At 58.5% G+C, this 25115-nt stretch carries 25 protein-coding genes; 12 read left to right on the top strand and 13 right to left on the bottom strand.

All coding sequences use genetic code 11. The annotated features are described in order from the left end of the window. The first annotated feature begins 166 nt into the window (after nt 1-166). A complete protein-coding gene (locus AKL27_RS14495; RefSeq protein WP_050463556.1) occupies nt 167-1579 on the top strand; it encodes an aminotransferase-like domain-containing protein in 1413 nt (470 codons plus the stop codon). Between the two features lie 11 nt (nt 1580-1590). Here AKL27_RS14495 and AKL27_RS14490 read toward each other — a convergent pair whose 3' ends face one another. The 6 genes from AKL27_RS14490 to AKL27_RS14465 form a co-directional block, all read right to left on the bottom strand. Then, on the bottom strand, nt 1591-1854 hold the full coding sequence (locus AKL27_RS14490) for a hypothetical protein (protein WP_050463555.1): 264 nt from the start codon (nt 1852-1854) through the stop codon (nt 1591-1593). Between the two features lie 53 nt (nt 1855-1907). Further along, nucleotides 1908-2162 (bottom strand): hypothetical protein, encoded by a 255-nt coding sequence (locus AKL27_RS14485; protein ID WP_050463554.1) that lies wholly within the window; start codon nt 2160-2162, stop codon nt 1908-1910. Nucleotides 2163-2387: 225 nt separating this feature from the next. Beyond that, entirely contained in the window at nt 2388-2651 is a 264-nt protein-coding gene (locus AKL27_RS14480; protein WP_050463553.1) for a hypothetical protein, read from the bottom strand. A gap of 671 nt (nt 2652-3322) precedes the next feature. Continuing rightward, the gene (locus AKL27_RS14475) at nt 3323-3583 is read right to left on the bottom strand and encodes a hypothetical protein (RefSeq protein WP_050463552.1); all 261 of its coding nucleotides are present in this window, start codon (nt 3581-3583) and stop codon (nt 3323-3325) included. A 393-nt stretch (nt 3584-3976) separates the two neighbouring features. Next, nucleotides 3977-4462: a glutathione peroxidase gene (locus tag AKL27_RS14470; protein WP_050463610.1), complete on the bottom strand. Its 486-nt coding sequence runs from the start codon at nt 4460-4462 to the stop codon at nt 3977-3979. A 59-nt stretch (nt 4463-4521) separates the two neighbouring features. Further along, the gene (locus AKL27_RS14465; RefSeq protein ID WP_050463551.1) at nt 4522-5577 is read right to left on the bottom strand and encodes a type IV pilus twitching motility protein PilT; all 1056 of its coding nucleotides are present in this window, start codon (nt 5575-5577) and stop codon (nt 4522-4524) included. 86 nt (nt 5578-5663) lie between these two features. On the opposite strand from AKL27_RS14465, the gene AKL27_RS14460 reads away from it, so the two are divergent. The 4 genes from AKL27_RS14460 to AKL27_RS14445 all read left to right on the top strand — a co-directional run bounded on the left by AKL27_RS14460 (nt 5664) and on the right by AKL27_RS14445 (nt 8350). Next, nucleotides 5664-6371, top strand: a complete 708-nt coding sequence (locus tag AKL27_RS14460) for a YggS family pyridoxal phosphate-dependent enzyme (RefSeq protein WP_050463550.1) — start codon at nt 5664-5666, stop codon at nt 6369-6371. Between the two features lie 16 nt (nt 6372-6387). Next, nucleotides 6388-7203 (top strand): pyrroline-5-carboxylate reductase, encoded by an 816-nt coding sequence (proC, locus tag AKL27_RS14455; protein ID WP_050463549.1) that lies wholly within the window; start codon nt 6388-6390, stop codon nt 7201-7203. Next, nucleotides 7190-7921 (top strand): peptidoglycan DD-metalloendopeptidase family protein, encoded by a 732-nt coding sequence (locus tag AKL27_RS14450; RefSeq protein WP_408609771.1) that lies wholly within the window; start codon nt 7190-7192, stop codon nt 7919-7921. Before proC ends, AKL27_RS14450 begins: the two co-directional genes overlap by 14 nt. Nucleotides 7922-8110: 189 nt before the next feature. Next, on the top strand, nt 8111-8350 hold the full coding sequence (locus AKL27_RS14445) for a DUF4287 domain-containing protein (RefSeq protein ID WP_050463548.1): 240 nt from the start codon (nt 8111-8113) through the stop codon (nt 8348-8350). A 112-nt stretch (nt 8351-8462) separates the two neighbouring features. Here the strand turns inward: AKL27_RS14445 and ubiA are convergent, their stop codons facing one another. The 4 genes from ubiA to recG all read right to left on the bottom strand — a co-directional run bounded on the left by ubiA (nt 8463) and on the right by recG (nt 14372). After that, complete coding sequence (ubiA, locus tag AKL27_RS14440; protein WP_050463547.1) at nt 8463-9317, bottom strand: 4-hydroxybenzoate octaprenyltransferase; 855 nt, start codon at nt 9315-9317, stop codon at nt 8463-8465. Nucleotides 9318-9375: 58 nt separating this feature from the next. Next, the gene (locus AKL27_RS14435; protein WP_050463546.1) at nt 9376-10323 is read right to left on the bottom strand and encodes a hydrogen peroxide-inducible genes activator; all 948 of its coding nucleotides are present in this window, start codon (nt 10321-10323) and stop codon (nt 9376-9378) included. 72 nt (nt 10324-10395) lie between these two features. Next, nucleotides 10396-12231, bottom strand: a complete 1836-nt coding sequence (locus AKL27_RS14430) for a DUF4153 domain-containing protein (protein ID WP_050463545.1) — start codon at nt 12229-12231, stop codon at nt 10396-10398. Between the two features lie 56 nt (nt 12232-12287). Next, entirely contained in the window at nt 12288-14372 is a 2085-nt protein-coding gene (recG, locus tag AKL27_RS14425) for an ATP-dependent DNA helicase RecG (RefSeq protein WP_050463544.1), read from the bottom strand. 102 nt (nt 14373-14474) lie between these two features. Between recG and queA the strand changes: the two genes are divergently transcribed. From queA to AKL27_RS14390, 7 genes are all read left to right on the top strand, one after another. After that, nucleotides 14475-15518 carry a tRNA preQ1(34) S-adenosylmethionine ribosyltransferase-isomerase QueA gene (queA, locus tag AKL27_RS14420; RefSeq protein ID WP_050463543.1) on the top strand — a complete coding sequence of 348 codons (1044 nt, stop codon included), beginning with the start codon at nt 14475-14477 and terminating at the stop codon, nt 15516-15518. Next, nucleotides 15511-16638, top strand: coding sequence for a tRNA guanosine(34) transglycosylase Tgt (gene tgt, locus AKL27_RS14415; protein WP_050463542.1), 1128 nt, complete (start codon nt 15511-15513; stop codon nt 16636-16638). The genes queA and tgt overlap by 8 nt, the downstream gene beginning before the upstream one ends. Nucleotides 16639-16949: 311 nt before the next feature. Next, nucleotides 16950-17285, top strand: a complete 336-nt coding sequence (yajC, locus tag AKL27_RS14410; RefSeq protein ID WP_083439053.1) for a preprotein translocase subunit YajC — start codon at nt 16950-16952, stop codon at nt 17283-17285. Between the two features lie 101 nt (nt 17286-17386). Further along, on the top strand, nt 17387-19249 hold the full coding sequence (gene secD / locus AKL27_RS14405; protein ID WP_050463541.1) for a protein translocase subunit SecD: 1863 nt from the start codon (nt 17387-17389) through the stop codon (nt 19247-19249). A gap of 94 nt (nt 19250-19343) precedes the next feature. Beyond that, entirely contained in the window at nt 19344-20288 is a 945-nt protein-coding gene (gene secF / locus AKL27_RS14400) for a protein translocase subunit SecF (protein ID WP_050463540.1), read from the top strand. A 105-nt stretch (nt 20289-20393) separates the two neighbouring features. Next, nucleotides 20394-21218, top strand: coding sequence for a tRNA cyclic N6-threonylcarbamoyladenosine(37) synthase TcdA (tcdA, locus tag AKL27_RS14395; protein ID WP_050463607.1), 825 nt, complete (start codon nt 20394-20396; stop codon nt 21216-21218). Between the two features lie 72 nt (nt 21219-21290). Continuing rightward, the gene (locus AKL27_RS14390; RefSeq protein WP_050463539.1) at nt 21291-22256 is read left to right on the top strand and encodes a DHH family phosphoesterase; all 966 of its coding nucleotides are present in this window, start codon (nt 21291-21293) and stop codon (nt 22254-22256) included. Between the two features lie 9 nt (nt 22257-22265). On the opposite strand, the gene AKL27_RS14385 is transcribed toward AKL27_RS14390, so the two are convergent. The 3 genes from AKL27_RS14385 to AKL27_RS14375 form a co-directional block, all read right to left on the bottom strand. Next, the gene (locus tag AKL27_RS14385) at nt 22266-23054 is read right to left on the bottom strand and encodes an enoyl-CoA hydratase (protein WP_050463538.1); all 789 of its coding nucleotides are present in this window, start codon (nt 23052-23054) and stop codon (nt 22266-22268) included. Between the two features lie 159 nt (nt 23055-23213). Next, on the bottom strand, nt 23214-23855 hold the full coding sequence (locus AKL27_RS14380; protein WP_050463537.1) for a DUF1120 domain-containing protein: 642 nt from the start codon (nt 23853-23855) through the stop codon (nt 23214-23216). A 255-nt stretch (nt 23856-24110) separates the two neighbouring features. Then, nucleotides 24111-25076, bottom strand: coding sequence for a glucokinase (locus AKL27_RS14375; RefSeq protein ID WP_050463536.1), 966 nt, complete (start codon nt 25074-25076; stop codon nt 24111-24113). Between the last annotated feature and the right edge of the window lie 39 nt (nt 25077-25115).

The following is a 25115-nucleotide window of genomic DNA, read 5'->3' as shown; positions in this document are numbered from 1 at the left end:
TTTTCAATTTATTTCCAAATGGAAAATAAAAATAAAATTTATGCTTTAAATACAGCAATAAAACTGATTTCGTATCTGATCTGTTTAATCTGTTTTAATTTTTCAATTCGATTAATATGCAGATCAGAATGATTTCGGCGAGGTTGCCGCAGGATCAGGAGTCCGCATGAAACGTTACGAAGCGCTGGCGCATGAAATTTCACAGTCTATATTGGATGGCGTGTTGCGTCCGGGTGATCGCTTGCCCTCGGTACGGCAAGCCAGCAGCAGCCGGGAAATCAGTCCGTCGACGGTGTTTCAGGCGTATTACCTGCTGGAAGCGCAGGGCTTGATCCAGGCTCGCGAGCGTTCCGGTTATTACGTTGCCGCCCATGTGCGAACGCTGCCGCCCGAACCGGAAGCTTTGCCGCTGCCGGATCAGGATTCGGTACAGCCGGCGATCAGCGAACGGGTGTTTGAGGTATTGGAAAGCACCATGGCGCGTGACGTGGTGCCGCTCGGATCGGCCTTTCCCAGCCCGCTGTTATTTCCGATGGCGCGGCTGGGGCGCATGATGGCGACCAGTGTGCAGAGTCTTGATCCGTGGAGCACGGTGGACGACCTGACACCCGGCAACGCGCGCTTGCGGCGGCAGATCGCGTTGCGTTATCTGATTGACGGCCTGCATGTGCATACCGACGACATTGTGGTGACCAACGGCGCGCTGGAAGCGCTCAATCTGTGTCTGGCGGCGGTGACGCGCCCCGGCGATGCCGTGCTGATCGAGTCACCGGGTTTTTATGCCGCGCTGCAATCGATTGAACGCAATGGCTTGCAGGCGATTGAAGTGCCGACCCATCCGCGCGAGGGCATGGAACTGGGCGCGCTGGAGCGGGCGCTGGAACGACATCGTCCCAAAGCCTGCTGGCTGATGACCAATTTCCAGAATCCGCTCGGCAGTCTGATGCCGGATGAAAAAAAGCAGGCCATGGTGAAATTGCTGGCGCGCTATCAGGTGCCGCTGATCGAAGATGATGTGTACGGTGAACTGTATTTCGGCGACAAGCGGCCGACCCCGGCCAAGGCCTTCGATACCGAAGGGCTGGTGATGCATTGTTCATCGTTTTCCAAATGTCTGGCACCCGGATACCGCGTCGGCTGGGTGGCGCCCGGTCGTTTCACGCAAGCCGTGGCGAGACACAAGCTGACCACCACGCTGACTACTTCGGCACCGGTGCAAGGAGCGCTGGCCTTGTATCTGGAGAAGGGCGGCTATGACCGGCATCTGCGTCAACTGCGACAGGCACTGGCGCAGCAGCAGGCGGTATTCATTGCAGCGGTGGCGCGTTACTTTCCGGCCGGGACGCGCGCCACCCGGCCCAAGGGCGGCTATTTTCTATGGTTGGAATTGCCGGCCGGCGTCGATGCCTTGCACATTCACAAGCATGCGCTGTCGCATGGCATCAGCGTCGCGCCGGGGCCGATTTTTTCGGCGCAGCCGGGGTTTGCCAATTGCCTGCGACTCAACTACGGTCATCTGTGGGATGACCGTATGGAGAATGCGCTGGCGACACTGGGCCGGATTGTGGCAAGTGCGTAGCGGTGCGATTTTCACTCAAGCGTGCAGGTGATGCTGGCGGCCGGATAACTGCCTTCAAGCATGGCGCGGGCCTCGCCTTCGGTGCGTCGGCCGGCAGTCGTCATCACGACGACGCCGTTGACCGTGGCCTGGCAATACCAGAAGGTCCTGGTTGTCATGAACCATGAGTCGCTGAGATCCCAGTCAGCCCGGGCGGCTCCTGAGGACGACAGACATGCGAGGATGAGTGCGGTGCCGGCACAGCGGTGACGCAGTTGGTTCGGGAATCCGGTCATGATGCTTTCCTTTCCGTCGGTTGCGGGGAATTGTGTTGGGGAAGAGCTCGCCCTCAAGGGGTCTGGCTGCTGCAAAAGGGAATGCGGCGCAACGCACGGCTGTCGCGGGGCGCAATCGCCAGAGCGCGTCGCTGGGCGCGCCAGATGTCGCTGGCGTTGACCATGATATGGAAATCGGGTGTGGAGTCAGGGCCGTCATACAAGACGATACAATTCCAGGTGCGGGCATTGGCCGCCGGCGTCAGCAACAGGCTGGCCAGGCAGAGTGTGGTGACAAGCAATGGCAGGAAACGGAATCTGGTGTTCATGGATTTCTCCCGGAAATTATGTGCATGGAAGATATGCACGATGGGGTATCGATGCGAAATGACCGCGTGCAGCACAGATCATTGGTGTCCATGTGGTGCAGAAATGTCGGCACCATCGGCGGACCCGGTCAGTCCTGAATGGCTGATGCCGGGTTGCCGATCTTGCGGGGGCGGCACAGGATGATGCTGATCACTGCGAATCAGGCCGTGGAGGAGCGGTGCCTCTCAGCCGCTGCAGTGAACCGTGCTGAAGTTGGTCCGCGAACGCATGAGTGCTTCCGCGCGGTCCTTGCTTGCAGCGAAGATCTTATGACGCAGGATCCGGTTGTCGCTGGTCACTGCCGCGCAATCCCAGGGTTTTGGTCCGCTGATGGAGATGATGTCGAGATCAGGACATTCCCAGGATGCGGATGCCGGCATCGGAAACGATGCACAGCAAATAGCGGTGGCTACGGACAGGCGGAACACTGATTTCTTGATGAGAGTCATGGTTTTCCTCTGATTGAGATGCAACGTGATGACCTTCCTTGCGATTGCGTTTTCCATTGACGCTGGCTGGCATGGTGCTGACCTGGTGCAGGATGCTGGAAGGCGAAAATGACCGGCGTTGACAGCTTGCGCTGCCGCAATCGACGGCAATACCGGATGCACGGTTTTACATTCAGGAAATTCAGATGCAGTGGGCGGTGCGTATCGTGTTTCTGATTCGTGTGGTGCGCGCCGGCGCCAACGGTTTCGCCTCGGATTGGGGGCGGCGGTCGCGCAGCGATGGCAGGGATACCTGGAAAATCGGAGCATGCATGTTCTTTCGATGAAATTGCCGGCGTCCCCGGATATCCGGTTCGTAACGGCGATGCAAAAGGACTGCCTGATGGTGTTGATTGCGCAGAGATGCACGTAGTGAGGACGCAGTATTTATCGCATTTGCATTTTCGGTCCATAGAATAAATGTGAGTTATTTAGGGATATTGTTCGTGCGCTGCTTGGAATTTCGATGATGCCGGTTTGCAGCCGGGGCGCGGAAAGGTGGCGGCAGAGGAGGATGGGAACGTGCGGAATGACGACGCTGCCGACCTCATGTGTCGGTGGCGGCCAGATCGTCGAAGGGGAGTGGATGAGGCCGGAATGGAAAAGGCTTTCCGGCGCTGTACTGCCGCGTTCTATTCTGCGAATTTGCTGCAAGTGACGCGGAAGCCGCGATAGGCGCCTTGTTCCAATAGGCTGGCCAGGGCCTCGCCGCCGAGATCGGATCTGACCGTAAAATTGCTGGCCGGCCAGGATGGCACTGAAATCGCCTGCGCCTGGCAGGTATAGGTGGTGGTGAACAGCGCATGTGCAGAAGGCGGAAACAGCAGCGCCGCCGAACACAAGGCAGTGGCGGCACACAGACGGGAGCGCAGGGAGGGGCGTGATTGCATCATTGATTCTCCTTGAAGCGGACAGTGATCGGATGACGTCATCGCATGTCGTTGGGGGCGACTGGTATGTCTCGCTTGTCTGAATATCGTTGGCTGCCGGGAAATGCGCGTGACGAATGCGTAGTATCCGTCGTATGTATGCGGTGTGAAAATAGAATTGATGCGATCTTTTTTGGGAATCGGTTTTGGCGGCGCATGTCGGTTTTTCATGCAGTACGGACCGCGCAGAGATCGCCGGGACGATTCCGACGATTTTTGTTACTGCCTGCCGTGCATCTCCCGTTGCCGGCACTGGCGGGCGACGCTGGCCGCAGAGCGGTGAGCGCAATTCTCATTGCACGCGGAAAAATCGGTAGTCCTTTCCCGTATGCAGAAAGCAGAAAGACGTGGCCGGTCCTATTCGGCCAGCAGCGCTTCGATATCGCTGATCATTTCTTCCGGCTTGGTTTGCGGGGCGTAACGTTTGAATACGGTGCCATCCTTGCGGATCAGGAATTTGGTGAAATTCCATTTGATGGCTTTGCTGCCGAGCAGGCCCGGCGCTTCGGTTTTCAAAAACCTGAACAGGGGATCGGCCTGATCGCCGTTGACATTGATCTTGGCAAACAACGGGAAGCTGACGCCATAGTTTTTCTCACAAAACGCGCTGATTTCTGCGGCGCTGCCCGGTTCCTGGGAGCCGAACTGATTGCAGGGAAAACCGAGCACGGCGAGCCCCTTGTCAGCGAATTGCCGGTGGATGTTTTCCAAGCCGTGATATTGCGGGGTAAAGCCACATTTGCTGGCGGTGTTGGCGATCAGCACGACCTTGCCGCGATAGGCCTCCAGTGCGGCAGGCGTATGGTCCGGCAGGGCGACCTGAAAATCGTAAAGGGTGGTCATGAGCATGTCTCGCGGTGGTTGATAAGGCCAGCTTGTTGATGGGTGGATGCAAGGCATCATCATAGCGCAGCATCGGCCGGGAAGTGTTCCGGCATTTTGGCCGCAGCGCGCGCCGAACCGGCGTCGATCAGCCCGCGTTGCAACAGCTCGGCCAGATGTTGGTCAAGGGTTTGCATGCCGAGCTGGGCCGAGGTTTGCATGGTGGAATACATTTGCGCCACCTTGCCTTCACGAATCAGATTGCGGATCGCATGGGTGCCGAGCATGATTTCATGGGCCGCGATGCGACCGTCGCTATCCTTGCGTTTGAGCAGTACCTGCGAGGTCACGGCGGCGAGCGACTCCGACAACATGGTGCGCACCATGTCCTTTTCTTCACGCGGAAAGACATCGATGATGCGATCAATCGATTGCGCCGCGCATGAGGTATGCAGCGTCCCCAGCACCAGATGACCGGTTTCGGCTGCCGTCAGCGCCAGCCGGATGGTTTCCAGATCGCGCAATTCACCGACCAGAATCACATCCGGGTCTTCGCGCAATGCCGCCCGCAAGGCATGGCCGAACGATGGCGTATGCGCTGGTACTTCGCGCTGGTTGATGAGGCACTTCTTTGATTCATGGACAAATTCGAGCGGATCTTCAATCGTCAGGATATGCGCGCAATGCTGTTCATTGATGTGATTGATCATGGCCGCCAGCGTGGTCGACTTGCCGCAGCCGGTGGGGCCTGTCACCAGAATCAGGCCGCGCTGTCTGAGCGCGAGTTCGGCGAAAATCGGTGGGCAGAGCAATTGCTCCAGAGAGGGAATGCGCGAGGGAATGGTGCGGATGACCGCTGCGGTCCCGCGTTCATGCCGGAAAACATTGATCCGGAAACGCGCCAGTTCCGCCATGGCAAAGGAGAAATCAAACTCCTGCATGGCGGTGAAGCATTGACGTTGCGTGTTGGTGAGCAAGCCGTTGATCATGCTGCAGACATCATTCTCTTGCAGCGGCGGCATCTTGATACGGCGGATTGCGCCGTCTACCCGCAGCATCGGCGGCAGCCCGGCTGACAGGTGCAGATCGGAAGCCCGGTTTTTGACTGAAAATGCCAGCAGCTCGGAGATGTCCATTTATAATCCTCGCAGGTGGAAACATCTCATCGTTGCTTGAGTTGGCCTGGATGCGTCCGGTTTCACCCTCTCTTTGATCGTGGATTATGTCTTCAATAGCCGAAAAGTTGCAAGTTGTTAACAAAAATATCGCGAACGCATCGGTAGCTGCCGGTCGCGATCCGGCGCAAGTCCGGTTGCTGGCGGTTTCCAAAACTTTTGATGCGGACGCCGTTCTGGCGGCCGTGACTGCGGGTCAGCGTGCATTTGGGGAAAACTATCTGCAGGAAGCACTGGATAAAATTGCCGCGTTGCGTGTCATGGCGCCGGAGGCGATGTTAGAGTGGCATTTCATCGGCCCGATCCAGAGCAACAAGACGCGGCCGATTGCGGAAAATTTTGACTGGGTGCACACCATCGACCGTGAACGCATTGCGCAGCGCTTGTCGGAACAACGTCCGGCCGGAATGGCGCCGCTCAATGTCTGCATTCAGGTCAATATCAGTGCGGAAGCCAGCAAGAGCGGCGTGGTGCCGGCCGAGGCAGCGGCGCTGGCACATGTCGTGAGTGGGTTGCCGGGTTTGCGTTTGCGCGGACTGATGGCAATTCCTGCGCCGGCAGACGCGGCAACGGAACAACGCGCAGCGTTCAGACAGGTACGCTTGTTGCAGGAGCAGTTGCAGCAGCAAGGACTGGCGCTCGATACCTTGTCGATGGGGATGTCGGGCGACATGCCGCAGGCGATAGCAGAAGGTGCGACGATGGTACGCATCGGCAGCGCCATTTTTGGTCAGAGACCACCAATTCATTCATGAACCAGAGACAGACAATATGTTGAAAATAGCTTTTATCGGTGGCGGCAACATGGCCACGGCATTGATCGGCGGATTGGCCGGCACGCTCACTGATGGTGCCAATATTCATGTGGTCGATCTCAACACGCAGGCGCTCGAAAAACTGCAGCAGCAATTCTCGGTATCGATTGCGACTGAAATTGATGCAGCGCTGGCAGCCTGTGATGTGATCGTGCTGGCGGTCAAGCCGCAGCAAATGAAGGAAGTGGCAACCAGGTTGCAGCCTTATGTCAAAGCTCAACTGATCGTCTCGGTCGCCGCTGGCATCCGGATGGCGGATCTGTCGCGCTGGTTGCATGGACATCAGGAAATCGTACGGGTCATGCCGAATACACCGGCCCTGATCGGCAAGGGCATTGCCGGCCTGGTGGCGAACGCCGGCGTGACGCAGGCCCAGCGCGATGTGGCAGACGCGATTCTGCGAGCAGTCGGCGCCACCGTCTGGCTGACTGATGAAAGCCAGATTGATCCGGTGACGGCGGTGTCCGGCAGCGGTCCGGCCTATGTGTTTTATTTCATCGAAGCCATGCAGCAGGCAGCGGTCGAACTGGGCTTGAGCGCCGAACAGGGCATTGCGCTGGCCAAGGCTACTTTTGAAGGTGCCGCGGAACTGGCGAAGCGTTCGGATGAACCGGTGTCGGTATTGCGCGAGCGCGTTACCTCCAAAGGTGGCACCACGTATGCTGCGTTGGTCAGCATGGAACAAAGCGGCGTCAAGGATGCCATCATCAAGGCAGTCAAGGCAGCATCTGCCCGTGGCAAAGAACTGGGCGAAGAGTTTGGCAAGGATTGATTTTTATCAGGGTGTATTGCGCCGGCTGGCCGCCATTGCGTTGGTAAGCCTGGTCGCGGCATGCGCGACGACTGCCGATCCCGACGGTTTTTATACCGTGCGCAAGGGCGATACGCTGTTCAGCATCGGGCGCAATTTCGGCTACAGCCATCGTGACATCGCGCGCTGGAATAAATTGTCGGACGTCGATGAAATCACGGTCGGTCAGGTGTTGCGGATACGGCCGCCGGCATCAAGCGCACCAACGACAGCCAAAACCCGACCGGCTGCGAAACCGACACCGTCGGCGACTGCTGCGGCCAAAGCGCGCGAGCGGGAAGCTGCCAATGAGGCTGCGGCGCCCGCCGAAGCCGACCGTCTGGACTGGGTCTGGCCCACCGCCGGCAAGGCCGTTGCCAGTGCCGACCGCAACAAAAAAGGTGTCGACATCGCCGGCAGCAGCGGACAGTCGGTGCAAGCCGCAGCGGCGGGCAAGGTCACGTATGCCGGACGCGGTATCCGCGGTTACGGCAACATGGTGATCGTCAAGCACAGCAGCACCTTGTTGTCGGTGTACGCACATAACAAAACGATTGCGGTCAAGGAAGGCCAGATGGTGAGCAAGGGGCAGCAGATTGCCACCATGGGCGACACCGACAGCAATTCTGTGAAACTGTATTTCGAAGTCCGCCGCAACGGCAAACCGATCAATCCGGTGTCGGTCTTGCCGGCGCGTTGAGCGTAGCTCCCCGCCGATGATTGCCAACCGAAAGTAAAACGCATGACTGCGAAAATCACTGTCGAAAGTTTCATCAATGCTCCCGTCGCCAACGTCCGCTCAGGCACGCGGGATTGCAACGTACGAGCGGAGGCGCAACAAGCTGTTGCTGCAGCCAGACCATCACGATAACAATGGGAGCTACCTCAGATGACCAAAGGAACCGAGCCGGCCAAGGCGGCGACTGACAAAGTAAAAGGCCCTGCCTCCTACTTTCCATCCATCGAGAAAGCCTATGGTCATCCGATGGATCACTGGTTTGCGTTGGTCGGCCGGCAGCAAGGCCAAAAGCATATGGAAATCGTGAATTGGCTCAAGGCTGAACACGGACTGGGCCATGGCCACGCCAACGCAATCGTCGCGTACTGTCTGGCGAATAAAAAGGATTGACAGACATTCTTGTGCCGTGTGCTCAGTCAACAGACGGCAAGCGTCGTTGCAGAAAAAGCTGCTCTTTAGTGTTTACGCTGAATCCTTGGTATCGTGCTTGTCGTGCCGGTTTTCAGCGCAGCGCGTAATCCAGCGCGACACCGGCAAAGATCGCTGCGCCGAGCCAGTTATTGTTGCGGAAGGCGGCGAAGCAGCGCATGCGGTCACGCTCGCGGATCAGGGTGTAGTGATACAGCGCAAAGCCGACCGCCACCAGCATGCCGAGACTGAACCAGAGCCGCAAGCCGCAGTGCCAGCCGACGCCCCAGATGATCAGCAGGGCGACCGCATAGCAAATCATGACTGCCAATACATCTTGCCGGCCGAAGGTGATGGCGGACGTCTTCATGCCGAGTTTGATGTCGTCGTCGCGATCCACCATGGCGTATTCGGTATCGTAGGCCACTGCCCAAAATACATTCGCCACCAGCAACAGCCACGCGGCTGCCGGCACGCTGCCCTGTACCGCCGCAAAACCCATCGGAATGCCGAAGCCGAAGGCGATGCCGAGATAGGCTTGCGGAATCGCAAAGAACCGCTTGAAATACGGATAGCTGGCAGCGATCACCACGGCCGCGATTGACAGTTGCCTGGTCAGTGCATTGAATGGCAGGATCAGCGCAAACGAGATCAGCGCCAGTACGCCGGCCACCATCAATGCTTCCCAGCTCTTGATCTTGCCGGACGTCAGCGGCCGGTTGACGGTGCGTTTGACGTGTTTGTCGAAATCGCGGTCGGCGTAGTCATTGATGGCGCAACCGGCGGAACGCATCAAAAACGTACCGACGATGAAAATGGCGGTCAGCGACCAGTCCGGATGACCGTCGGATGCCAGCCAGATGGCGATCAGTGTCGGCCACAGCAGCAGCAGGGTGCCGATGGGTTTGTCGAGGCGCACCAGTTGCGCGTAAAGCTTGAGCCTGTTCATGGAATATCTGCGAACTGTTCGGGAAAGGCTGCATTATAAGTGCAGCCGCGGCGCGCAACTATCCGGCCAGCAGTTCGGCTTCGTGCAACATGGTCACGCCATGCAGGTCGGACGACATCACCGCCTTGCGCACTGCCTCGATGGCGGCGTTGCGGGTAAAACTCTTGCGCCAGGCAATCACCACGCGTCGTGACGGCGCCGGTTTGGTAAAGGGGACGTAACGCACCATGCCATCCTTGGTGTGCATGTCTTGCACCGAGGCTTGCGGCAACACCGTGATGCCGATGCCGGACGACACCATGTGACGAATGGTTTCGAGCGAGGAACCTTCGAAGGTGCGGGCAATGCCATCACCGGCGGTCGAGAAGCGCGACATTTCGGGGCAGACTTCCAGCACCTGATCGCGGAAGCAATGGCCGTTGCCAAGCAACAGCATGGTTTCCGTCTTCAATTCCTTGGCGCTGATTTCGCTGCGGTTGGCCCATTTGTGTTGTTTCGGCAAGGCAATCACGAATTCTTCGTCGTACAGCGGCTGCACTTCCAGGCCGTGCTCGGGGAACGGCAAGGCCATGATGGCAGCATCGAGTTCACCCTGACGCAACAATTCGATCAGACGGGTAGTAAAGTTTTCTTGCAGGATCAGCGGCATCTGCGGCACCGTTTCGATCATGGTCTTGACCAGCGACGGCAGCAGATAGGGACCGATGGTGTAGATGATGCCGAGCCGCAAGGGGCCGCACAGCGGATCCTTGTTCTGGTTGGCAATTTCGCGGATGGCAGCAGTTTGTTCCAGCACGCGCTCTGCCTGCGCCACGATCTGTGACCCCAGCGGCGTGACCGAAACTTCGGTGCCGCCGCGCTCGAAAATGACCACCCCGAGTTCGTCTTCCAGTTTCTTGATTGCCACCGACAACGTCGGCTGCGCCACAAAGCAGGCTTCGGCGGCATGGCCGAAATGCTTTTCGCGTGCTACGGCAACAATATATTTGAGTTCGGTGAGGGTCATGAGTCTGATTTCTTTAGCATCGTTTCAATCGACTATAGCGTATTGCGCGCCGCTTGACAGGCGCGCCCGCGTTTAGTCCTTTTTACATGTCAGTTTGATATCGCTGGCAGGGTTGAGGTGCAGACGCTGACCGTTGATTTCCATATCTTGCAGCGCAGGCGGCAGCAGACGGTAACGTCGGTCCCGCAACGCCGCCTTGATTTCCTTGCTGCATCGGCCGACCGGCAGGTAGCCGGCGCGTTGCCACTGACCATCACTGCCGATATCGAAAACGGTGGGGTCGCTGGCTGCGCTGAAGATCAGAATTTGCTCTTTATCATTACCGCTCAGTCTGACCAGATAGGCCTCACATTTTTGGCCCGGCCGGATCAGGCAATCCGGCAACGACCAGGCGTTCTCATGGTCCAGCCATTTGTTTGCCAGAAATGCCGGTGGCAGTGTGCGTTGCGCCGGGAATACTTCAATATTGCCGGCGACCACAGCGGCCGTCATGCCGGCGCGGCGCTCGCTGTCATTTTGTTCCCAGCGACCTTTCTTGTTGCGGGTGGCGGCGACACCGGCCCGCACTGTCGCCGCCCCAGCCGGCGGTGGTGCGTTATCCAACTGCTGCAAAGCGCCGAGGCCGTAGCGATGAGCGTTGAAACGCAAATAGTCAAAATCGAATTGCGTGACGTCGACCTTGCCGCTGTACAGGCGCTGCAACTGGCTGGCAACCGAGATCCGCGCCGGATCTGCCAGCGGCGAAAACAATGCCAGCAGTACTGCGATGATGATGAACGATGCCACGACATTGGCGGGCGCCAATTGTTTGAGCCAGTCCTGACGACTACATGCGGCGCGCGCATAACCGATGGCATACAACGCAGCGATCAGCATGCAGGCGGCAGCAATGATGCGGTTGTTGGTCCAGCCATAGTCCAGCACGCGCAGGCTCAGCGAATAAAAGGCGATCAGGACGATCGGCGACAGCAGCAGTGCCGCCACTCTGGCGCTGATGCGCAGCGGGGCGGCGATATGTTTGCCGACCTCGCCGTTTTGATAGGCACTGTTGATCAGGATGATCAGTACCGCTGCCGCCCCGAGCAAGACTGACGAGGCGTGGCGCGTGGCCCACAGCGGCGTGAAGCCGGTCCAGAACAGGCTGAGCAGAAAGCCGCCGACGATCAGTGTGGCCAGCGGCAACAGCCACGACATCAGCACCAGCAGCAAACTGCGGATGCCGGTGACGATCTGCGGACGGACATCGGTCAGATGGAAAGCGCAGGCAAAGGCCAGCGACGTGACCGGAATATAAAACCATTCCTCGCGCAGCAAATGCGTCAGCAAATCCAGTTTGATCAGCATGAACAATGAGGCACCCAGCCACAGGATTATCCACAGCATACTGACGAACAACGTGGCGAATTTCAGTTGTATTGCCAGTTTCCATGCCACTTCGAAATAGGTTGAGTAGCTGGCAATCAGTTTGCGATCCTGCACCGCCGCCAGGATCAGCGCCTGCGCAATAAAGAATCCGGCAGCCGCACACAGCAATAGCGGAATCGACGGCAGCGCAGTGGAGTCGCGGACCGGCAACGCAGTATCGAGATCCGTGTCGAGACGCCAGAAATCGTAGTAGCCGAGCGCTACCAGCAGCACTGCCGCCAACAGACCCCATTGCCAGATGCGGCGCAGCGACAGATGTCCGAACGCGGAAATCAGCAAGGGCGGCCACAACAAGAACAGTATCAGCGCCGGACGCATCACGGCGGGTACCTCGCCAGGCCAGAATTTCTTTTGTATTGCCAGATACAGCAGATACAAGGCTATGCCTTGCAACAAGCCGCACAGCAATCTGCCGCCGGCGATACGGCCGCTGACAATACTGCGCGGGAGTTGGTTTTTTTCTTCGGTATCTGCTGCAGACATGGTGCACCTGTCGGTTGGGTAGGGAATGTCCGGCGGCGGGAATCTCGCCGCCAGTTTTACACTTTGAGAAAATCTTCGCGGCCGCCGAGCCAGCGTGCCAGATGGGCGTCGACGATGGCGGGTTCGCTCTTGAGTAATGTTTGTGCCAGATTTCTGGCTTTTTCCACCAGCCACTGATCGGTGGCGAGGTCGGCAAAGCGCAGCATGGCTTCGCCGGATTGACGGGCGCCGAGAAATTCACCGGGACCGCGAATTTCCAGATCACGGCGGGCGATTTCAAAGCCGTCGCTGGTTTCACGCATGGTCATCAGGCGCTGTTTGGCGGTACCGCCAAGCGGGCTTTGATACAGCAACAAACAGGCACTGGCGGCGGCTCCACGGCCGACCCGGCCGCGCAACTGATGCAGTTGCGACAGGCCGAAACGCTCGGCATGTTCGATCACCATCAGCGACGCATTGGGCACGTCGACACCGACTTCGATCACGGTCGTGGCAACCAGCACATGAATCTCGCCGCGACTGAACGCATCCATGACTTCCTGTTTTTCGACTTGTTTGAGACGGCCGTGCACCAGCCCGATGCGCAAATCCGGCAAGGCCTCGACCAGCATCGCGTGAGTATCGGTGGCGGTCTGCAATTGCAGCGCTTCCGACTCTTCTATCAACGGACAGACCCAATAAACCTGGCGTCCTTCCTGGGCCGCCGAGTGCACCCGGTCGATGACTTCATCGCGCCGGATCTGGTCAATGGCGCGCGTGACTACCGGGGTACGGCCGGGCGGCAGTTCATCGATCACCGACACTTCGAGGTCGGCGTAATACGTCATCGCCAGCGTGCGCGGGATCGGCGTGGCCGACATCATCAATTGATGCGGTACGGTTTGTGCGTCATCTGCGGCAGTAACGTCGAGCGCCTTGTTGCGCAGTGCCAGCCGCTGGCCGACGCCGAAACGATGCTGCTCGTCGACGATCACCAGGCCCAGTTTGTCGAACTGCACGCTGTCCTGAATCAGGGCGTGGGTGCCGATGATCAGTCGTGCTTCGCCGGATTCGATGCGCGCCGTGGCGGCGGTTTTTTCTTTTTTCTTGAGACTGCCGGTGAGCCAGGCCACGCTGATGCCGAGCGGCTCCATCCAGCCAGCGATCTTGCGGAAATGCTGGTCGGCCAGAATTTCGGTAGGCGCCATCAGAACCGCCTGAAAGCCGCTGTCGATGGCTTGCGCAGCGGCCAGTGCAGCGACCACGGTCTTGCCGCTGCCGACATCGCCTTGCAGCAAGCGTTGCATGGGAAACGAGGCGCGCAGATCGGTACGGATTTCATCGAGGACGCGTTGCTGGGCGGCGGTCAGTGCAAACGGCAACTGCGCCAGAAATGCTGCCGACAAGCTGCCGACGTTGGGCAGGGCGCTGGCATTGCGGGCGCGGCGCGCTTCCTGGGCGCGCTTGAGTGACAATTGCTGCGCCAGCAGTTCATCGAATTTCATTCTGATCCAGGCCGGATGCGAGCGTTCTTCCAGCGCGTGTTCATCGACGTCGGGCGGCGGGTTGTGCAGCAGGCGCACGGCGCTGTCGAACGGCGTCAGTTTGAGTGTGTCCAGTGCCGCCGCCGGCAGCGTATCGTGCCAGTCGATGCGTTTGAGGGCACTGGCGATGGCGCGCCGCAGAATGCTTTGCGACAAACCTTCACCCGCCGGATAGACCGGGGTCAGTGCATCGGGCAGCGGTGCGCCTTCCAGTACTACCTTATAGGTGGGGTGGACCATTTCGGCGCCGAAAAAGCCGTGCCGCAATTCACCGCGGACCCGGACCCGGGTGCCGGCGGCAAGTTGTTTGGTCTGGTTGCCGTAGAAATTGAGGAAGCGCAGCACCAGCTGGCCGCTGTCATCGGCCACCGTGACCACCAGTTGCCGGCGCGGCCGGTATTGAATATCGCAGAGGGTGACGATGGCTTCCACCTGTACCATCTGCATGCCGCGCATGCCGGCCTCGGCGATGCTGAGAATCTGGGTTTCATCTTCGTAGCGGGCCGGCAGATGCAATGCCAGATCCATGTCCGAGCGCAATCCGAGCCGGGCCAGCTTATCTTCGATCTTCACTGGCGCTTTGGCCGCGGCAGGGGGCTTTTTCTTCGGTGCAGGCATGCAGGACGGTCAAAGGTCGTTCAAAACAGGGAGACGGCGTAAAATAGCGGGTTCCGCAATATTGTACTGTGTTTAATCACAGTGAAACTCATTTCTGCCAGCATGCACTCTCTTTCTGATTACGATTTCGAACTGCCGCCGACGCTGATCGCCCAGACACCCTTGTCCGAGCGCAGTGCTTCGCGCTTGCTGCAACTGGATGGCGCGACCGTCACTGACCGCAGCTTTGCCGATATCGTCGACTTGCTCAACAGCGGCGATTTGCTGGTGTTCAACGATACCCGCGTGCTCAAGGCGCGCTTTTTCGGCATCAAGGAAACCGGCGGCAAGGTTGAAGTCCTGGTTGAACGGGTGCTCGATACCCGCACCGTGCACGCTCAGGTGCGTGCTTCCAAATCGCCGCCGCCGGGCACGCGTATACGGCTGGCCGAGGCGTTTGACGTTATCGTCGGTGAGCGCAGCGGCGAATTCTACACGCTGGAATTTCCATCGGATGTATTCGAATTGCTGGAAACCCATGGTCGTCTGCCGTTGCCGCCGTATATTGAACATGCGGCCGACGCTTACGATGAAACCCGTTACCAGACGGTTTATGCCAAAGCGCCCGGTGCCGTGGCGGCGCCGACTGCCGGCTTGCATTTCGATCAGGTATTGCTGGACCGGCTCGCTGCCAAAGGTGTCGGCTGTGCTTTTGTGACCCTGCACGTCGGCGCCGGCACCTTCCAGCCGGTACGGGTAGAAAATCTGGCCGAGCATCAGATGCACAGCGAGTGGTATACAGTGACACCGGAAACGGCGGCGGCGGTGCAGGCGGCCAAGGCCGGTGGTGGTCGCGTGGTGGCGGTTGGCACCACCAGCCTGCGGGCGCTCGAATCGGCGTCGCAGTCCGGACAATTGCAGGCCGGCAGCGCCGATACCCGTTTGTTCATCACGCCGGGTTATCGTTTCAAGACGGTGGATCGCCTGATCACCAATTTTCATTTGCCCAAGTCGACGCTGTTGATGCTGGTCTCGGCCTTTGCCGGCTATGACAATATCCGTGCCGCTTATGCCCACGCGATACAACAGCAATATCGTTTCTTCAGTTATGGCGATGCCATGCTGCTTACTTGCCAGACCAATTCCCAGACTATCGAAAATGCTTGAATTCACCCTGCTCAACACCGACGGCAAAGCCCGTCGCGGCCGCGTCAAACTGAACCATGGCGTGGTTGAAACACCAATCTTCATGCCGGTCGGCACTTATGGCTCGGTCAAGGCGATGTCGCCGCTGGAACTCAAAGAGATCGATGCTCACATCATTTTGGGCAATACCTTCCACCTGTGGCTGCGTCCGGGTCTGGAAGTCATGGCCAAATTCGGCGGCTTGCACGGTTTCATGGGCTGGGACAAGCCGATCCTGACCGACTCCGGCGGCTTTCAGGTGTTTTCACTCGGTGATATGCGCAAGATCACGGAAGAAGGCGTGCACTTTGCCTCGCCGATCAATGGCGATAAATTGTTTTTGTCGCCGGAAGTGTCGATGCAGATTCAGCGCGTGCTCAATTCCGATATCGTGATGCAGTTCGATGAATGCACGCCTTACGAAATCGATGGCCGTCCGGCCACCACCGAGGAAGCCGGGAAGTCGATGCGGATGTCGCTGCGCTGGGCCAAACGCTCGATGGATGAATTCAAGGGGGGGGGGAACCCGAATGCCTTGTTCGGTATCGTGCAGGGCGGCATGTTCGAGAACCTGCGCGATGAATCGCTGGCCGGCCTCAATGAGCTTGACTTTGACGGCATCGCCATCGGCGGTCTCTCGGTCGGTGAGCCGAAAGAAGACATGATGCGCGTGCTGGAACATATTGGCCCGCGTTTGCCGGCCGACAAGCCGCATTACCTGATGGGTGTCGGTACGCCGGAAGATCTGGTGGCCGGGGTGGCGAATGGCGTTGACATGTTCGACTGCGTGATGCCTACGCGCAACGCCCGCAACGGCTGGCTGTTCACGCGCTTTGGCGACATCAAGATCAAGAATGCGCGCTACAAGGAAGATACCAAGCCGCTCGATGAAACCTGTGAATGCTATGCCTGCAAGAATTTTTCGCGCGCGTACCTGCATCACTTGCATCGCACCGGTGAAATTCTCGGCGCGCGCCTCAACACCATTCACAACCTGCATTACTACCTGGAATTGATGAAGGAAATGCGCGGCGCCATCGAACAGCAGGGCTTTCAGGGCTTCGTCGCCAAATTCAAGGCAGATCGCGCGCGCGGCGCCTGATCCGTCGGCCGGCGCGGCGCAGTTTGCGAGCTGCCGCCGCTGGCCAGACTGTAGTAAAAACGGCAATGCCGGCGTTGACTTGTTTTTTCGGCAAGACAGGTGTGGATATTTTCTGATCGCCCCGGTCTTGCCAATTTGCATCTCGTCCCCATGTTGGGCGTGCCGCGTCATTGATGCAAAGATGCAATTTTGCTGCAGCCAGTCTTGTTTTTGGCTCGTGTGCCGTGTTCTGCCGCTCCGAAACGGAGTCAAGGCCCGGCGCAATGCTAAAATGCGAGGCTATTTTTTAAACAACCCTTTTGGAGCGCCCCGTGTTCATTACCGATGCAATTGCACAAACTACCGCAGCCGCAGGCCCAGCAGGCCTGATGGGCAATCTGACCAGCTTCCTGCCGATCATTCTGATGTTCGTGGTGCTGTACTTCCTGATGATTCGTCCACAGATGAAACGTCAAAAAGAACAAAAAGCCATGATGGATGCGTTGGGCAAGGGCGATGAAGTTGTCACTGCAGGTGGTTTCCTCGGTCGCGTGACCAAGGTTGCAGACGGCTACGTCACACTGGAAATCGCTGCCGGCACGGAAATCGTGGTGCAAAAGGCTTCCGTGACGACCTTGCTGCCGAAGGGCACGATCAAGGCCCTGTAATTCCGGGCAGTCTGGTCAACAAGGGGGCGCATCGCCGATGCGCCCCCATGTCATATGTCCATCGGACGTCTGCGGATGTCCCTAAACAACGCTGAATCGATATGAATCGCTATCCTGTCTGGAAGTACGTAATAATCGTTGTCGCCTTGCTGTTCGGGGTGTTGTATACGCTGCCGAATTTCTTTGGCGAATCGCCTGCTGTGCAGATCAGCAGCGCCAAATCTACTGTCAAGGTAGAAAACTCGGTCACCGAGCGGGTCCAGCAGATATTGCAGCAAGGCAATCTGGCGCCGGAAAGCATCGCATTCGATAACAGCTCGGCACAAGCGTCCGTTCGTGCGCGCTTCAGCAGTACCGATATCCAGTTCAAGGCCAAGGCTTTGCTGGAAAAAGAATTGAATACCGATCCGACCGATCCGACCTATATCGTCGCCTTCAACCTGTTGCCGAATACTCCGCAATGGCTGCAAAGCCTGCATGCGTATCCGATGTTTCTGGGTCTGGACTTGCGCGGCGGGGTGCACTTCCTGATGCAGGTGGATGTCAAGGCGGTGCTCAACAAGCGTCTGCAAGGCATGCAATCGAGCGTGCGCAGCCTGTTGCGCGACAAGAATATCCGTCACGCCGGTATCAACCGCAGTGGCGACACGATTGAAATCCTGTTCCGTGACCAGGACACCCGCAACAAGGCCAAGGATCTGCTGGCTGGCCAGTTGTCGGAAATGGCGTTGCAGGAAACCGGTAGCGGTGAAGATCTCAAGCTGATCGGCACCTTGCGTCCGGAAGCACTGAAGCAGACCCAGGAAGATGGCGTCAAACAGAATATTTCGACCCTGTCCAAGCGCGTCAACGAACTCGGCGTGGCCGAGCCGCTGATTCAGCGTCAGGGCGCCGACCGCATCGTGGTGCAGTTGCCGGGCGTGCAGGATGTGTCGCGCGCCAAGGACATCATCGGCCGTACTGCGACACTGGAAGTGCGCATGGTGGATGAAACCGTGACCCGCGGCACCGAATCCACCGCCGCCGTCCCGTTCGGTTCCGAACTGTTCAAGATCGGCAAGAATGCGCCGGTGGTGCTGTACAAGGATCCGATCATTACCGGTGATTACATTTCGAATGCCTCGGCCAGCTTTGACCAGAATCACCAGCCGGCAGTCAGTATCGATCTGAACGGCGACGGCGGCCGCAAGATGCGGGATGCTACCCGCGACAAGATCGGCAAGGGCATGGCGATTGTCCTGTTCGAAAAGGGCAAGGGCGAAGTCCTGACCGTGGCGACCATTCGCGACGAACTCGGATCACGCTTCCAGATCACCGGCATGGGTTCGGCAGAAGATGCCAGCGATCTGGCTCTGCTGTTGCGCGCCGGTTCGCTCGCAGCACCGATGGAAATCATCGAAGAACGCACCATCGGCCCGCAACTTGGCGCCGACAATATCCGCAAGGGTTTTGACGCCACGCTGTACGGTTTTGCTGCCATGGCGATTTTCATGATCGTGTATTACCAGTTGTTCGGTCTGTTCAGCGCGCTGGCGTTGTCGGTCAACGTGCTGCTGCTGATCGCGGTACTGTCGACGCTGCAGGCGACGCTGACCTTGCCGGGTATCGCCGCGATTGCGCTGGCGCTCGGTATGGCGATTGACTCCAACGTGCTGATCAACGAGCGTATCCGTGAGGAACTGCGGGCCGGCAATTCGCCGCAGGCAGCCATTGCGATGGGCTTTGACCGCGCCTGGGCGACCATTCTGGACTCCAACGTGACCACGCTGATTGCCGGTCTGGCGCTGCTGATCTTCGGTTCCGGTGCGATTCGCGGTTTCGCGGTGGTGCACTGCCTGGGTATCCTGACGTCGATGTTCTCCGCCGTGTTCTTCTCGCGCGGTATCGTCAATCTCTGGTACGGCCGCAAGAAAAAGCTGACCAAGCTGGCCATCGGTCAGATCTGGAAGCCGGACAGCAAGTAACAGCGAGTTGCCAACAGGGCGTCACAGCGATGCCCGGGTGCGATCAAAATGCGTCGTCAGCAAGGTCTGACGGCGCAGAACAGAAAGGTATGTGATGGAATTTTTCCGTATCAAAAAAGATATTCCCTTCATGCGCCATGCGTTGATTTTCAACGTGGTGTCGGCGCTGACATTTGTCGCGGCAGTGTTTTTCCTGTTGTCCAAGGGCTTGCACTTCTCGATCGAATTCACTGGCGGTACCGTGATGGAGGTGGCGTATCCGCGCGCGGCCAACATTGAAAATATCCGCAAGTCGGTCGAAGGACTGGGCTTTACCGATACCCAGGTGCAGAGCTTCGGCACGGCACAGGACGTGATGATCCGCTTGCCGGCACAGCATGGCGTGAACTCGACACAGCAAAGCGAAAAAGTGATTGCCGCGCTCAAGGCGCAGGATCCGGACGTTACGTTGCAGCGGGTGGAATTCGTCGGTCCGCAGGTCGGGGACGAACTGGCGCACGATGGTCTGATGGCGCTCGGGATGGTGGTGATCGGGATCATGATTTACCTGGCCTTCCGTTTCGAATGGAAATTCGCGGTGGCGGCGATCATCGCCAACTTGCATGACGTGATCATCATTCTCGGCTTCTTCGCCTTCTTCCAGTGGGAGTTTTCACTGACGGTGCTGGCGGCGATTCTGGCGGTACTGGGTTACTCGGTGAATGAATCGGTGGTGGTGTTTGACCGGGTGCGGGAAGCGTTCCGTGATCGTCGCTACGGCAAGTTGTCGACGCCGGAAGTACTGAACCATGCGATCACCAGCACCATTTCGCGTACCATCATCACCCACGGCAGCACGGAAATGATGGTGTTGTCGATGCTGATTTTCGGCGGTCCGACCTTGCACTATTTTGCACTGGCGCTGACCATCGGTATCTTGTTCGGTATTTATTCTTCGGTGTTCGTTGCTGCCGCCATCGCCATGTGGCTGGGCGTCAAGCGCGAAGACTTGATCAAGCCCACCAAGCCCAAGGATGAAACCGACGGCGCGGTGGTCTGAGTCAACGCTGCAATAGCAGGACTGTAATGCAGATGCAGGCTGTTTCTTGAGAAACAGCCTGTTTTGTTTTGAATGGCGCAGCGTATTTTTTATCCGGTGACACCCATGTCCAGTACAGATTTGACCGATATCGATTTTGAGCGCCGCTTTGGCGGCATCGCCCGCCTGTATGGCGCACAAGGTCTGGCGCGCTTTCGTCAGGCGCATGTGTGCGTGGTCGGTGTCGGCGGGGTCGGTTCATGGATTGTCGAGGCATTGGCGCGCAGCGCCATCGGCGCCATCACCATGATCGATCTGGATAACCTGGCCGAATCGAATGTCAATCGCCAGATCCATGCGCTGACCGATACGCTGGGCAAGGCCAAAGTGACCGCGCTGCATGAGCGTATCGTGCAGATCAATCCGTTTTGCCGCGTGACTGAAGTCGAGGATTTCCTGACGCCCGACAATGTGGCCGAGATGATTCCGGTCGGCCAGTTCGATTACGTGATCGACGCCATCGATAACGTGCGCGCCAAGGTGGCATTGATTGCCTATTGCCGCGAACACAAAATCCCGATGATCACGAGCGGCGGTGCCGGCGGTCAGATCGATCCGACCAAAATTGAAATCCGCGATCTGTGCCGGACCGAACAAGAACCGTTACTGGCCAAGGTGCGCAAGCGTTTGCGCGCATTGCACCGGTTCCCGCGCGGTACCAAGAACAAGTTCGGCATTGATGCGGTGTTTTCTACCGAGCCGCTGCGCATGCCGGAAACCGGTGAGCAATGCGAGATAGAACCCGGCGCCGATATTGCCGATAACGACGAGGACGTCGCCGGCATTACCGGCCTCAATTGCGCCGGTTTCGGTTCGGCCATGGTGGTGACCGCCAGTTTCGGTCTGGTAGCGGCCGCCCATGTATTGCGCAAGATCGTCGAGCGGCAATAAGTTTCACCGTGCCTGACCCAGGTCTTCGCCTTATACTGGATGCCGAGTCTGGCGAATGACAGGAGACCGGCAATGCGTCATTACTTTGCTTTCAACGGCGACGCCGACGGTTTGTGCGCATTGCAGCAACTGCGGCTGGACACGCCGCAGCCGGATGCCGTACTGGTCACCGGGGTCAAGCGCGATATCTGTCTGCTGCAAAGAATTGCAGCGGTAGCGGGCGACCGGATTACGGTACTGGATGTGTCGCACGATCAGAATCGCGATGACGTGTTGCGACTGCTTGCCGCTGGCGCGTCGCTGCATTACGTTGATCATCACCATGCCGGCGTGTTGCCGCAACATCCCCGTTTCACCTGCTGCATCGATGAAGCGCCGGAAGTCTGTACCAGCCTGCTGGTTGACCGCCAGCTCGGCGGCCGTCACCGGGCCTGGGCCATGGTGGCGACCTTCGGCGACAATCTGCCGCATGTCGGCCGCGCGCTGGCGCAGCAAGCCGGGCTGGATGCCGCCAGTGTGGCCATTCTTGAGCGGCTCGGCATCTATCTCAATTACAACGCTTATGGTGCTGACATTGCCGATCTGCATTTCGATCCGGCCTTGTTGGCCGAGGCCATGCTGCCATTTGCCGATCCCTTGTCGTTCGCAGCACAGTCGCCGGTGTATGCCCGGCTGGCAGCAGCATATGACCAAGACATGGCGCTGGCGCGTCAACTGGCACCGTTGCGCAAGCTGAAGGGCGCGACGCTGATGCTGCTGCCGGACCAACCCTGGGCGCGGCGCATCATCGGCGTGCTGGCCAATGAATTGATGCAGGATCAGCCGGACTGCGCGATCGGCATTTTATCGCCGGACAGCAAAGGCGGCTTTGCCGTCAGCGTCAGGACGCCACGCGCTTGCCATGCCGGGGCGGCCGAATTTTGTCTCGGCTTTGACAGCGGTGGCGGCCGCCAGTTGGCCGGTGGCATCAACCATTTGCCGGGCGCTGATCTGGAGCAATTCCTGCAACGCTTTGAAGCCTGCTTCGCAATAACGTAGGTTGAAGTTTCAGGATTTCCAGACCGGCAGGCGCTTGCCAAGAAAAGCATCAATGCCTTCGACGGCATCTTCTTCCATCATGTTGCGCGCCATCACGTCGCCGGCATACGCATAGGCATCGGCCAGCGGCATTTGCCGTTGCCGGTAAAACATGGCCTTGCCATAACGTATCGCCGCCGGACTCTTGGACAGAATGGCGGCAGTCTTGCGCTCCACGGCGGCATCCAGCTCTGCATCGGCGACGGTTTCATTGATCAGGCCCCAGTCGGCAGCAGTGGCGGCATCGATGAAGCGCGCCGTGACCAGCATGTCGAAGGCGCGTTTGGTGGAAACATTGCGCGACAAGGCGACTGCCGGCGTCGAGCAAAACAGGCCGACATTGATGCCAGAGACGGCGAAACGGGCGCTCTCGGCAGCCACGGCGAGATCGCAACTGGCGACCAGTTGGCAACCAGCCGCTGTCGCAATACCCTGCACCCGCGCGATGACCGGCACCGGCAACGTCTGAATCGCTTGCATCACGCGACTGCATCGGGCGAACAAGGCCTGGTAATAATCCAGACGCGGCGTGCTGCGCATTTCACGCAAATCGTGGCCGGCGCAGAAAGCCTTGCCGGCCGCGGCCAGCACCACACAGCGTACGCCGGGATCGCTGGCGACCGCGTCAAGTTCCGTTTGCAGCGCATCCAGCAGCGCTTCCGACAAGGCATTGAATTGCAACGGACGATTCAGCAGCAGGGTGGTGACGCCGTCGTGGTCGGTTCTGGTCAGGATGGCGGCAGAAGTAGAGTGATGCATGCGGTTCCTCGGCTGGACATGACAATGCATCGGCAGACGCATCGGGACATGGGCTGAAGTGTAGCGCGAGTTGCCGTGATCCCGGCAGATGGCCGCAGAAAAGAAAACCTGTCCTCGTGCAACAGCTACGAGGACAGGTTTTTCAGGTCAGCAGGATGCTCAGATATAGACCAGGCTGATGGTTGCCATGCCGTCCAGTACTACTTCGTTTGCCATGTCGAGGTCGTCAGCCTTGGTAATCCGGGCTTCCACCTGCAAGGTAGTGTTGAATACCTTGGCCGACGCCGGCTCGGTGCCGGTGCCGCTGAAGCTCAGCTGGGTGTTTTGCCGCACTTCCGATTCCGGCGCCAATCCCCATGGACCGCTGGTGCCGTTACGCGAGATGAGTTTGGCGTTTGGCGTTTCATCGATGACGTTGTTTTTCAGAACGATACGATAGCCACCGATTTTGCGCTCGCCTTGCTTGCCGAGGCCGAAGTTCTGTCCGTTCGTGTTGCCGAACAGGTTGGGAATGCGGCTGTCCGCCTTGTTGTCAACGACTGTAAAAGCCACCTGTTTGTTTTGCGAGCAATTGATTTGCATTGGCAGTTCTTTCGCGCTCAATGCAGTCGGCTCGGTCCTTTTCAGTGTGCCCCCTTCAATCTTGTCGTAGCTCACCGTGGAACCTGCGGCGAATTCGACGCTGCAAGAAGGCGGATTGATGGAACCGGTGACTTTCAACACGGCGTTACCGGCGGCGTGTGCTGCATAGGATGTCAACATGGCGCTGGCCAGTGCAGACAAAAGGATGATCTTTTTCATGGCGATTTCCTTTAGATGATTGAATCAAGAATGAAACGATATTTACCCCTGAGGAATTATTTCCATAAGGCAACTTTATTCTGTTCTTGGGGTGTTGGCCTTTGAATAAGAAAATTCTCAAAAGCCGCCGTTTGCACACGACGCGTCGGCAAATGGCAAAAATGTTGTGCCCGGCTGACGCTGGCAAAACAAAAGGCAATAGGCAGAGGGAGCAGCAAGGGCCGGGCGCTTCCCGGCGGCCGGCGTCGATGCGGGTCAGGCCCTGCGCAGGGCGGCGTCGAGCAAGGCTGCTACACCGACCAGTGCCGGGTAGGACGCGGTGATCAGGTTGGTCGGAATGGCTTGCATGTAGGCCGTGAAACGGCCCTTGTTTTCGAAGCGGGAGCGAAATGGTGATTGGTCGAAGTAAGCGCCAAGTCGCGGCACCACGCCGCCGCCGATAAAGATGCCGCCCCGGGCGCCGAGCGTTACCGCCAGATTGGCAGCGAAGGTGCCGAGCATGGCGCAAAAGCAATCCAGCGTTTCGCGACACAAGGCGTCGTCCGCAGTCAGCGCATGTTGCACGATGTCGGGCGTACTCATGACAAGCGGTTGCTTGCCATGCATCACCTGCAGACCCTGAAAGATGGTTTCGATGCCGGGGCCGGAAATCAGGCGTTCGGCGGAGACATGGGAATGCTGCCGGCGGCAATACTCCAGCAAGGCGGCTTCGCGGTCATCGGACGCCGCGAAGGCAACGTGACCACCTTCACTGGCCAGCGCCTGCCAGCCGTGCGCCATGTGGACCAGGCCGCCTGCGCCAAGCCCGGTGCCGGGGCCGACCAGACCGATCACCGCCTGTGGCTGCGGCTGACCGCCACCGATCTGACGATAGTCGCTGGGGTTCAAATGCGGTACCGCCATGGACAATGCCGTGAAGTCATTGACGATCAGCAGCGTGTCGAGTCCCAGTTGGCGGCGGCTGGCTTCAATCGAAAAGGACCAGTCGTGGTTGGTCATCCGGATCTGATCGCCCTGTACCGGATTGGCGATGGCAATGGCGGCGTGACGTACCGGCGGATTGCCGCAAGCATCCAGATACGCGTGTACCGCTGCCGTAAATTCAGGGTAAGCAGCGACTGCCAGCGTGTGAATGGTGCTGATCTCGCCGCTGGTATCGCGCAAGGCGAAGCGGGCATTGGTGCCGCCGATATCGGCCAGCAGTTGCGGTGCGGAAGACATGGGACAGATTCTCCGTAACGTTGCAGCATCAGTGGGACA

It is taken from the genome of Herbaspirillum autotrophicum (genome assembly GCF_001189915.1).
In the GTDB taxonomy this organism is placed as follows: Bacteria; Pseudomonadota; Gammaproteobacteria; order Burkholderiales; family Burkholderiaceae_D; genus Herbaspirillum; species Herbaspirillum autotrophicum.
The sequence above is the reverse complement of the archived record's forward strand: the minus strand, read 5'-3'. Positions and strand labels throughout refer to the sequence as shown.

Excerpts from the sequence above, each read along its gene's own strand:
- AKL27_RS14430 (WP_050463545.1), bottom strand. The coding sequence starts at position 12,231 with ATGTCTGCAGCAGATACCGAAGAAAAAAACCAACTCCCGCGCAGTATT.
- AKL27_RS14480 (WP_050463553.1), bottom strand. The coding sequence starts at position 2,651 with ATGACTCTCATCAAGAAATCAGTGTTCCGCCTGTCCGTAGCCACCGCT.
- AKL27_RS14390 (WP_050463539.1), top strand. The coding sequence starts at position 21,291 with ATGCGTCATTACTTTGCTTTCAACGGCGACGCCGACGGTTTGTGCGCA.
- AKL27_RS14475 (WP_050463552.1), bottom strand. The coding sequence starts at position 3,583 with ATGATGCAATCACGCCCCTCCCTGCGCTCCCGTCTGTGTGCCGCCACT.
- AKL27_RS14435 (WP_050463546.1), bottom strand. The coding sequence starts at position 10,323 with ATGACCCTCACCGAACTCAAATATATTGTTGCCGTAGCACGCGAAAAG.
- AKL27_RS14485 (WP_050463554.1), bottom strand. The coding sequence starts at position 2,162 with ATGAACACCAGATTCCGTTTCCTGCCATTGCTTGTCACCACACTCTGC.
- AKL27_RS14380 (WP_050463537.1), bottom strand. The coding sequence starts at position 23,855 with ATGAAAAAGATCATCCTTTTGTCTGCACTGGCCAGCGCCATGTTGACA.
- AKL27_RS14470 (WP_050463610.1), bottom strand. The coding sequence starts at position 4,462 with ATGACCACCCTTTACGATTTTCAGGTCGCCCTGCCGGACCATACGCCT.
- recG (WP_050463544.1), bottom strand. The coding sequence starts at position 14,372 with ATGCCTGCACCGAAGAAAAAGCCCCCTGCCGCGGCCAAAGCGCCAGTG.
- AKL27_RS14385 (WP_050463538.1), bottom strand. The coding sequence starts at position 23,054 with ATGCATCACTCTACTTCTGCCGCCATCCTGACCAGAACCGACCACGAC.
- queA (WP_050463543.1), top strand. The coding sequence starts at position 14,475 with ATGCACTCTCTTTCTGATTACGATTTCGAACTGCCGCCGACGCTGATC.
- AKL27_RS14445 (WP_050463548.1), top strand. The coding sequence starts at position 8,111 with ATGACCAAAGGAACCGAGCCGGCCAAGGCGGCGACTGACAAAGTAAAA.
- proC (WP_050463549.1), top strand. The coding sequence starts at position 6,388 with ATGTTGAAAATAGCTTTTATCGGTGGCGGCAACATGGCCACGGCATTG.
- secD (WP_050463541.1), top strand. The coding sequence starts at position 17,387 with ATGAATCGCTATCCTGTCTGGAAGTACGTAATAATCGTTGTCGCCTTG.
- tgt (WP_050463542.1), top strand. The coding sequence starts at position 15,511 with ATGCTTGAATTCACCCTGCTCAACACCGACGGCAAAGCCCGTCGCGGC.
- ubiA (WP_050463547.1), bottom strand. The coding sequence starts at position 9,317 with ATGAACAGGCTCAAGCTTTACGCGCAACTGGTGCGCCTCGACAAACCC.
- AKL27_RS14460 (WP_050463550.1), top strand. The coding sequence starts at position 5,664 with ATGTCTTCAATAGCCGAAAAGTTGCAAGTTGTTAACAAAAATATCGCG.
- AKL27_RS14495 (WP_050463556.1), top strand. The coding sequence starts at position 167 with ATGAAACGTTACGAAGCGCTGGCGCATGAAATTTCACAGTCTATATTG.
- tcdA (WP_050463607.1), top strand. The coding sequence starts at position 20,394 with ATGTCCAGTACAGATTTGACCGATATCGATTTTGAGCGCCGCTTTGGC.
- secF (WP_050463540.1), top strand. The coding sequence starts at position 19,344 with ATGGAATTTTTCCGTATCAAAAAAGATATTCCCTTCATGCGCCATGCG.
- AKL27_RS14375 (WP_050463536.1), bottom strand. The coding sequence starts at position 25,076 with ATGTCTTCCGCACCGCAACTGCTGGCCGATATCGGCGGCACCAATGCC.
- AKL27_RS14490 (WP_050463555.1), bottom strand. The coding sequence starts at position 1,854 with ATGACCGGATTCCCGAACCAACTGCGTCACCGCTGTGCCGGCACCGCA.
- AKL27_RS14465 (WP_050463551.1), bottom strand. The coding sequence starts at position 5,577 with ATGGACATCTCCGAGCTGCTGGCATTTTCAGTCAAAAACCGGGCTTCC.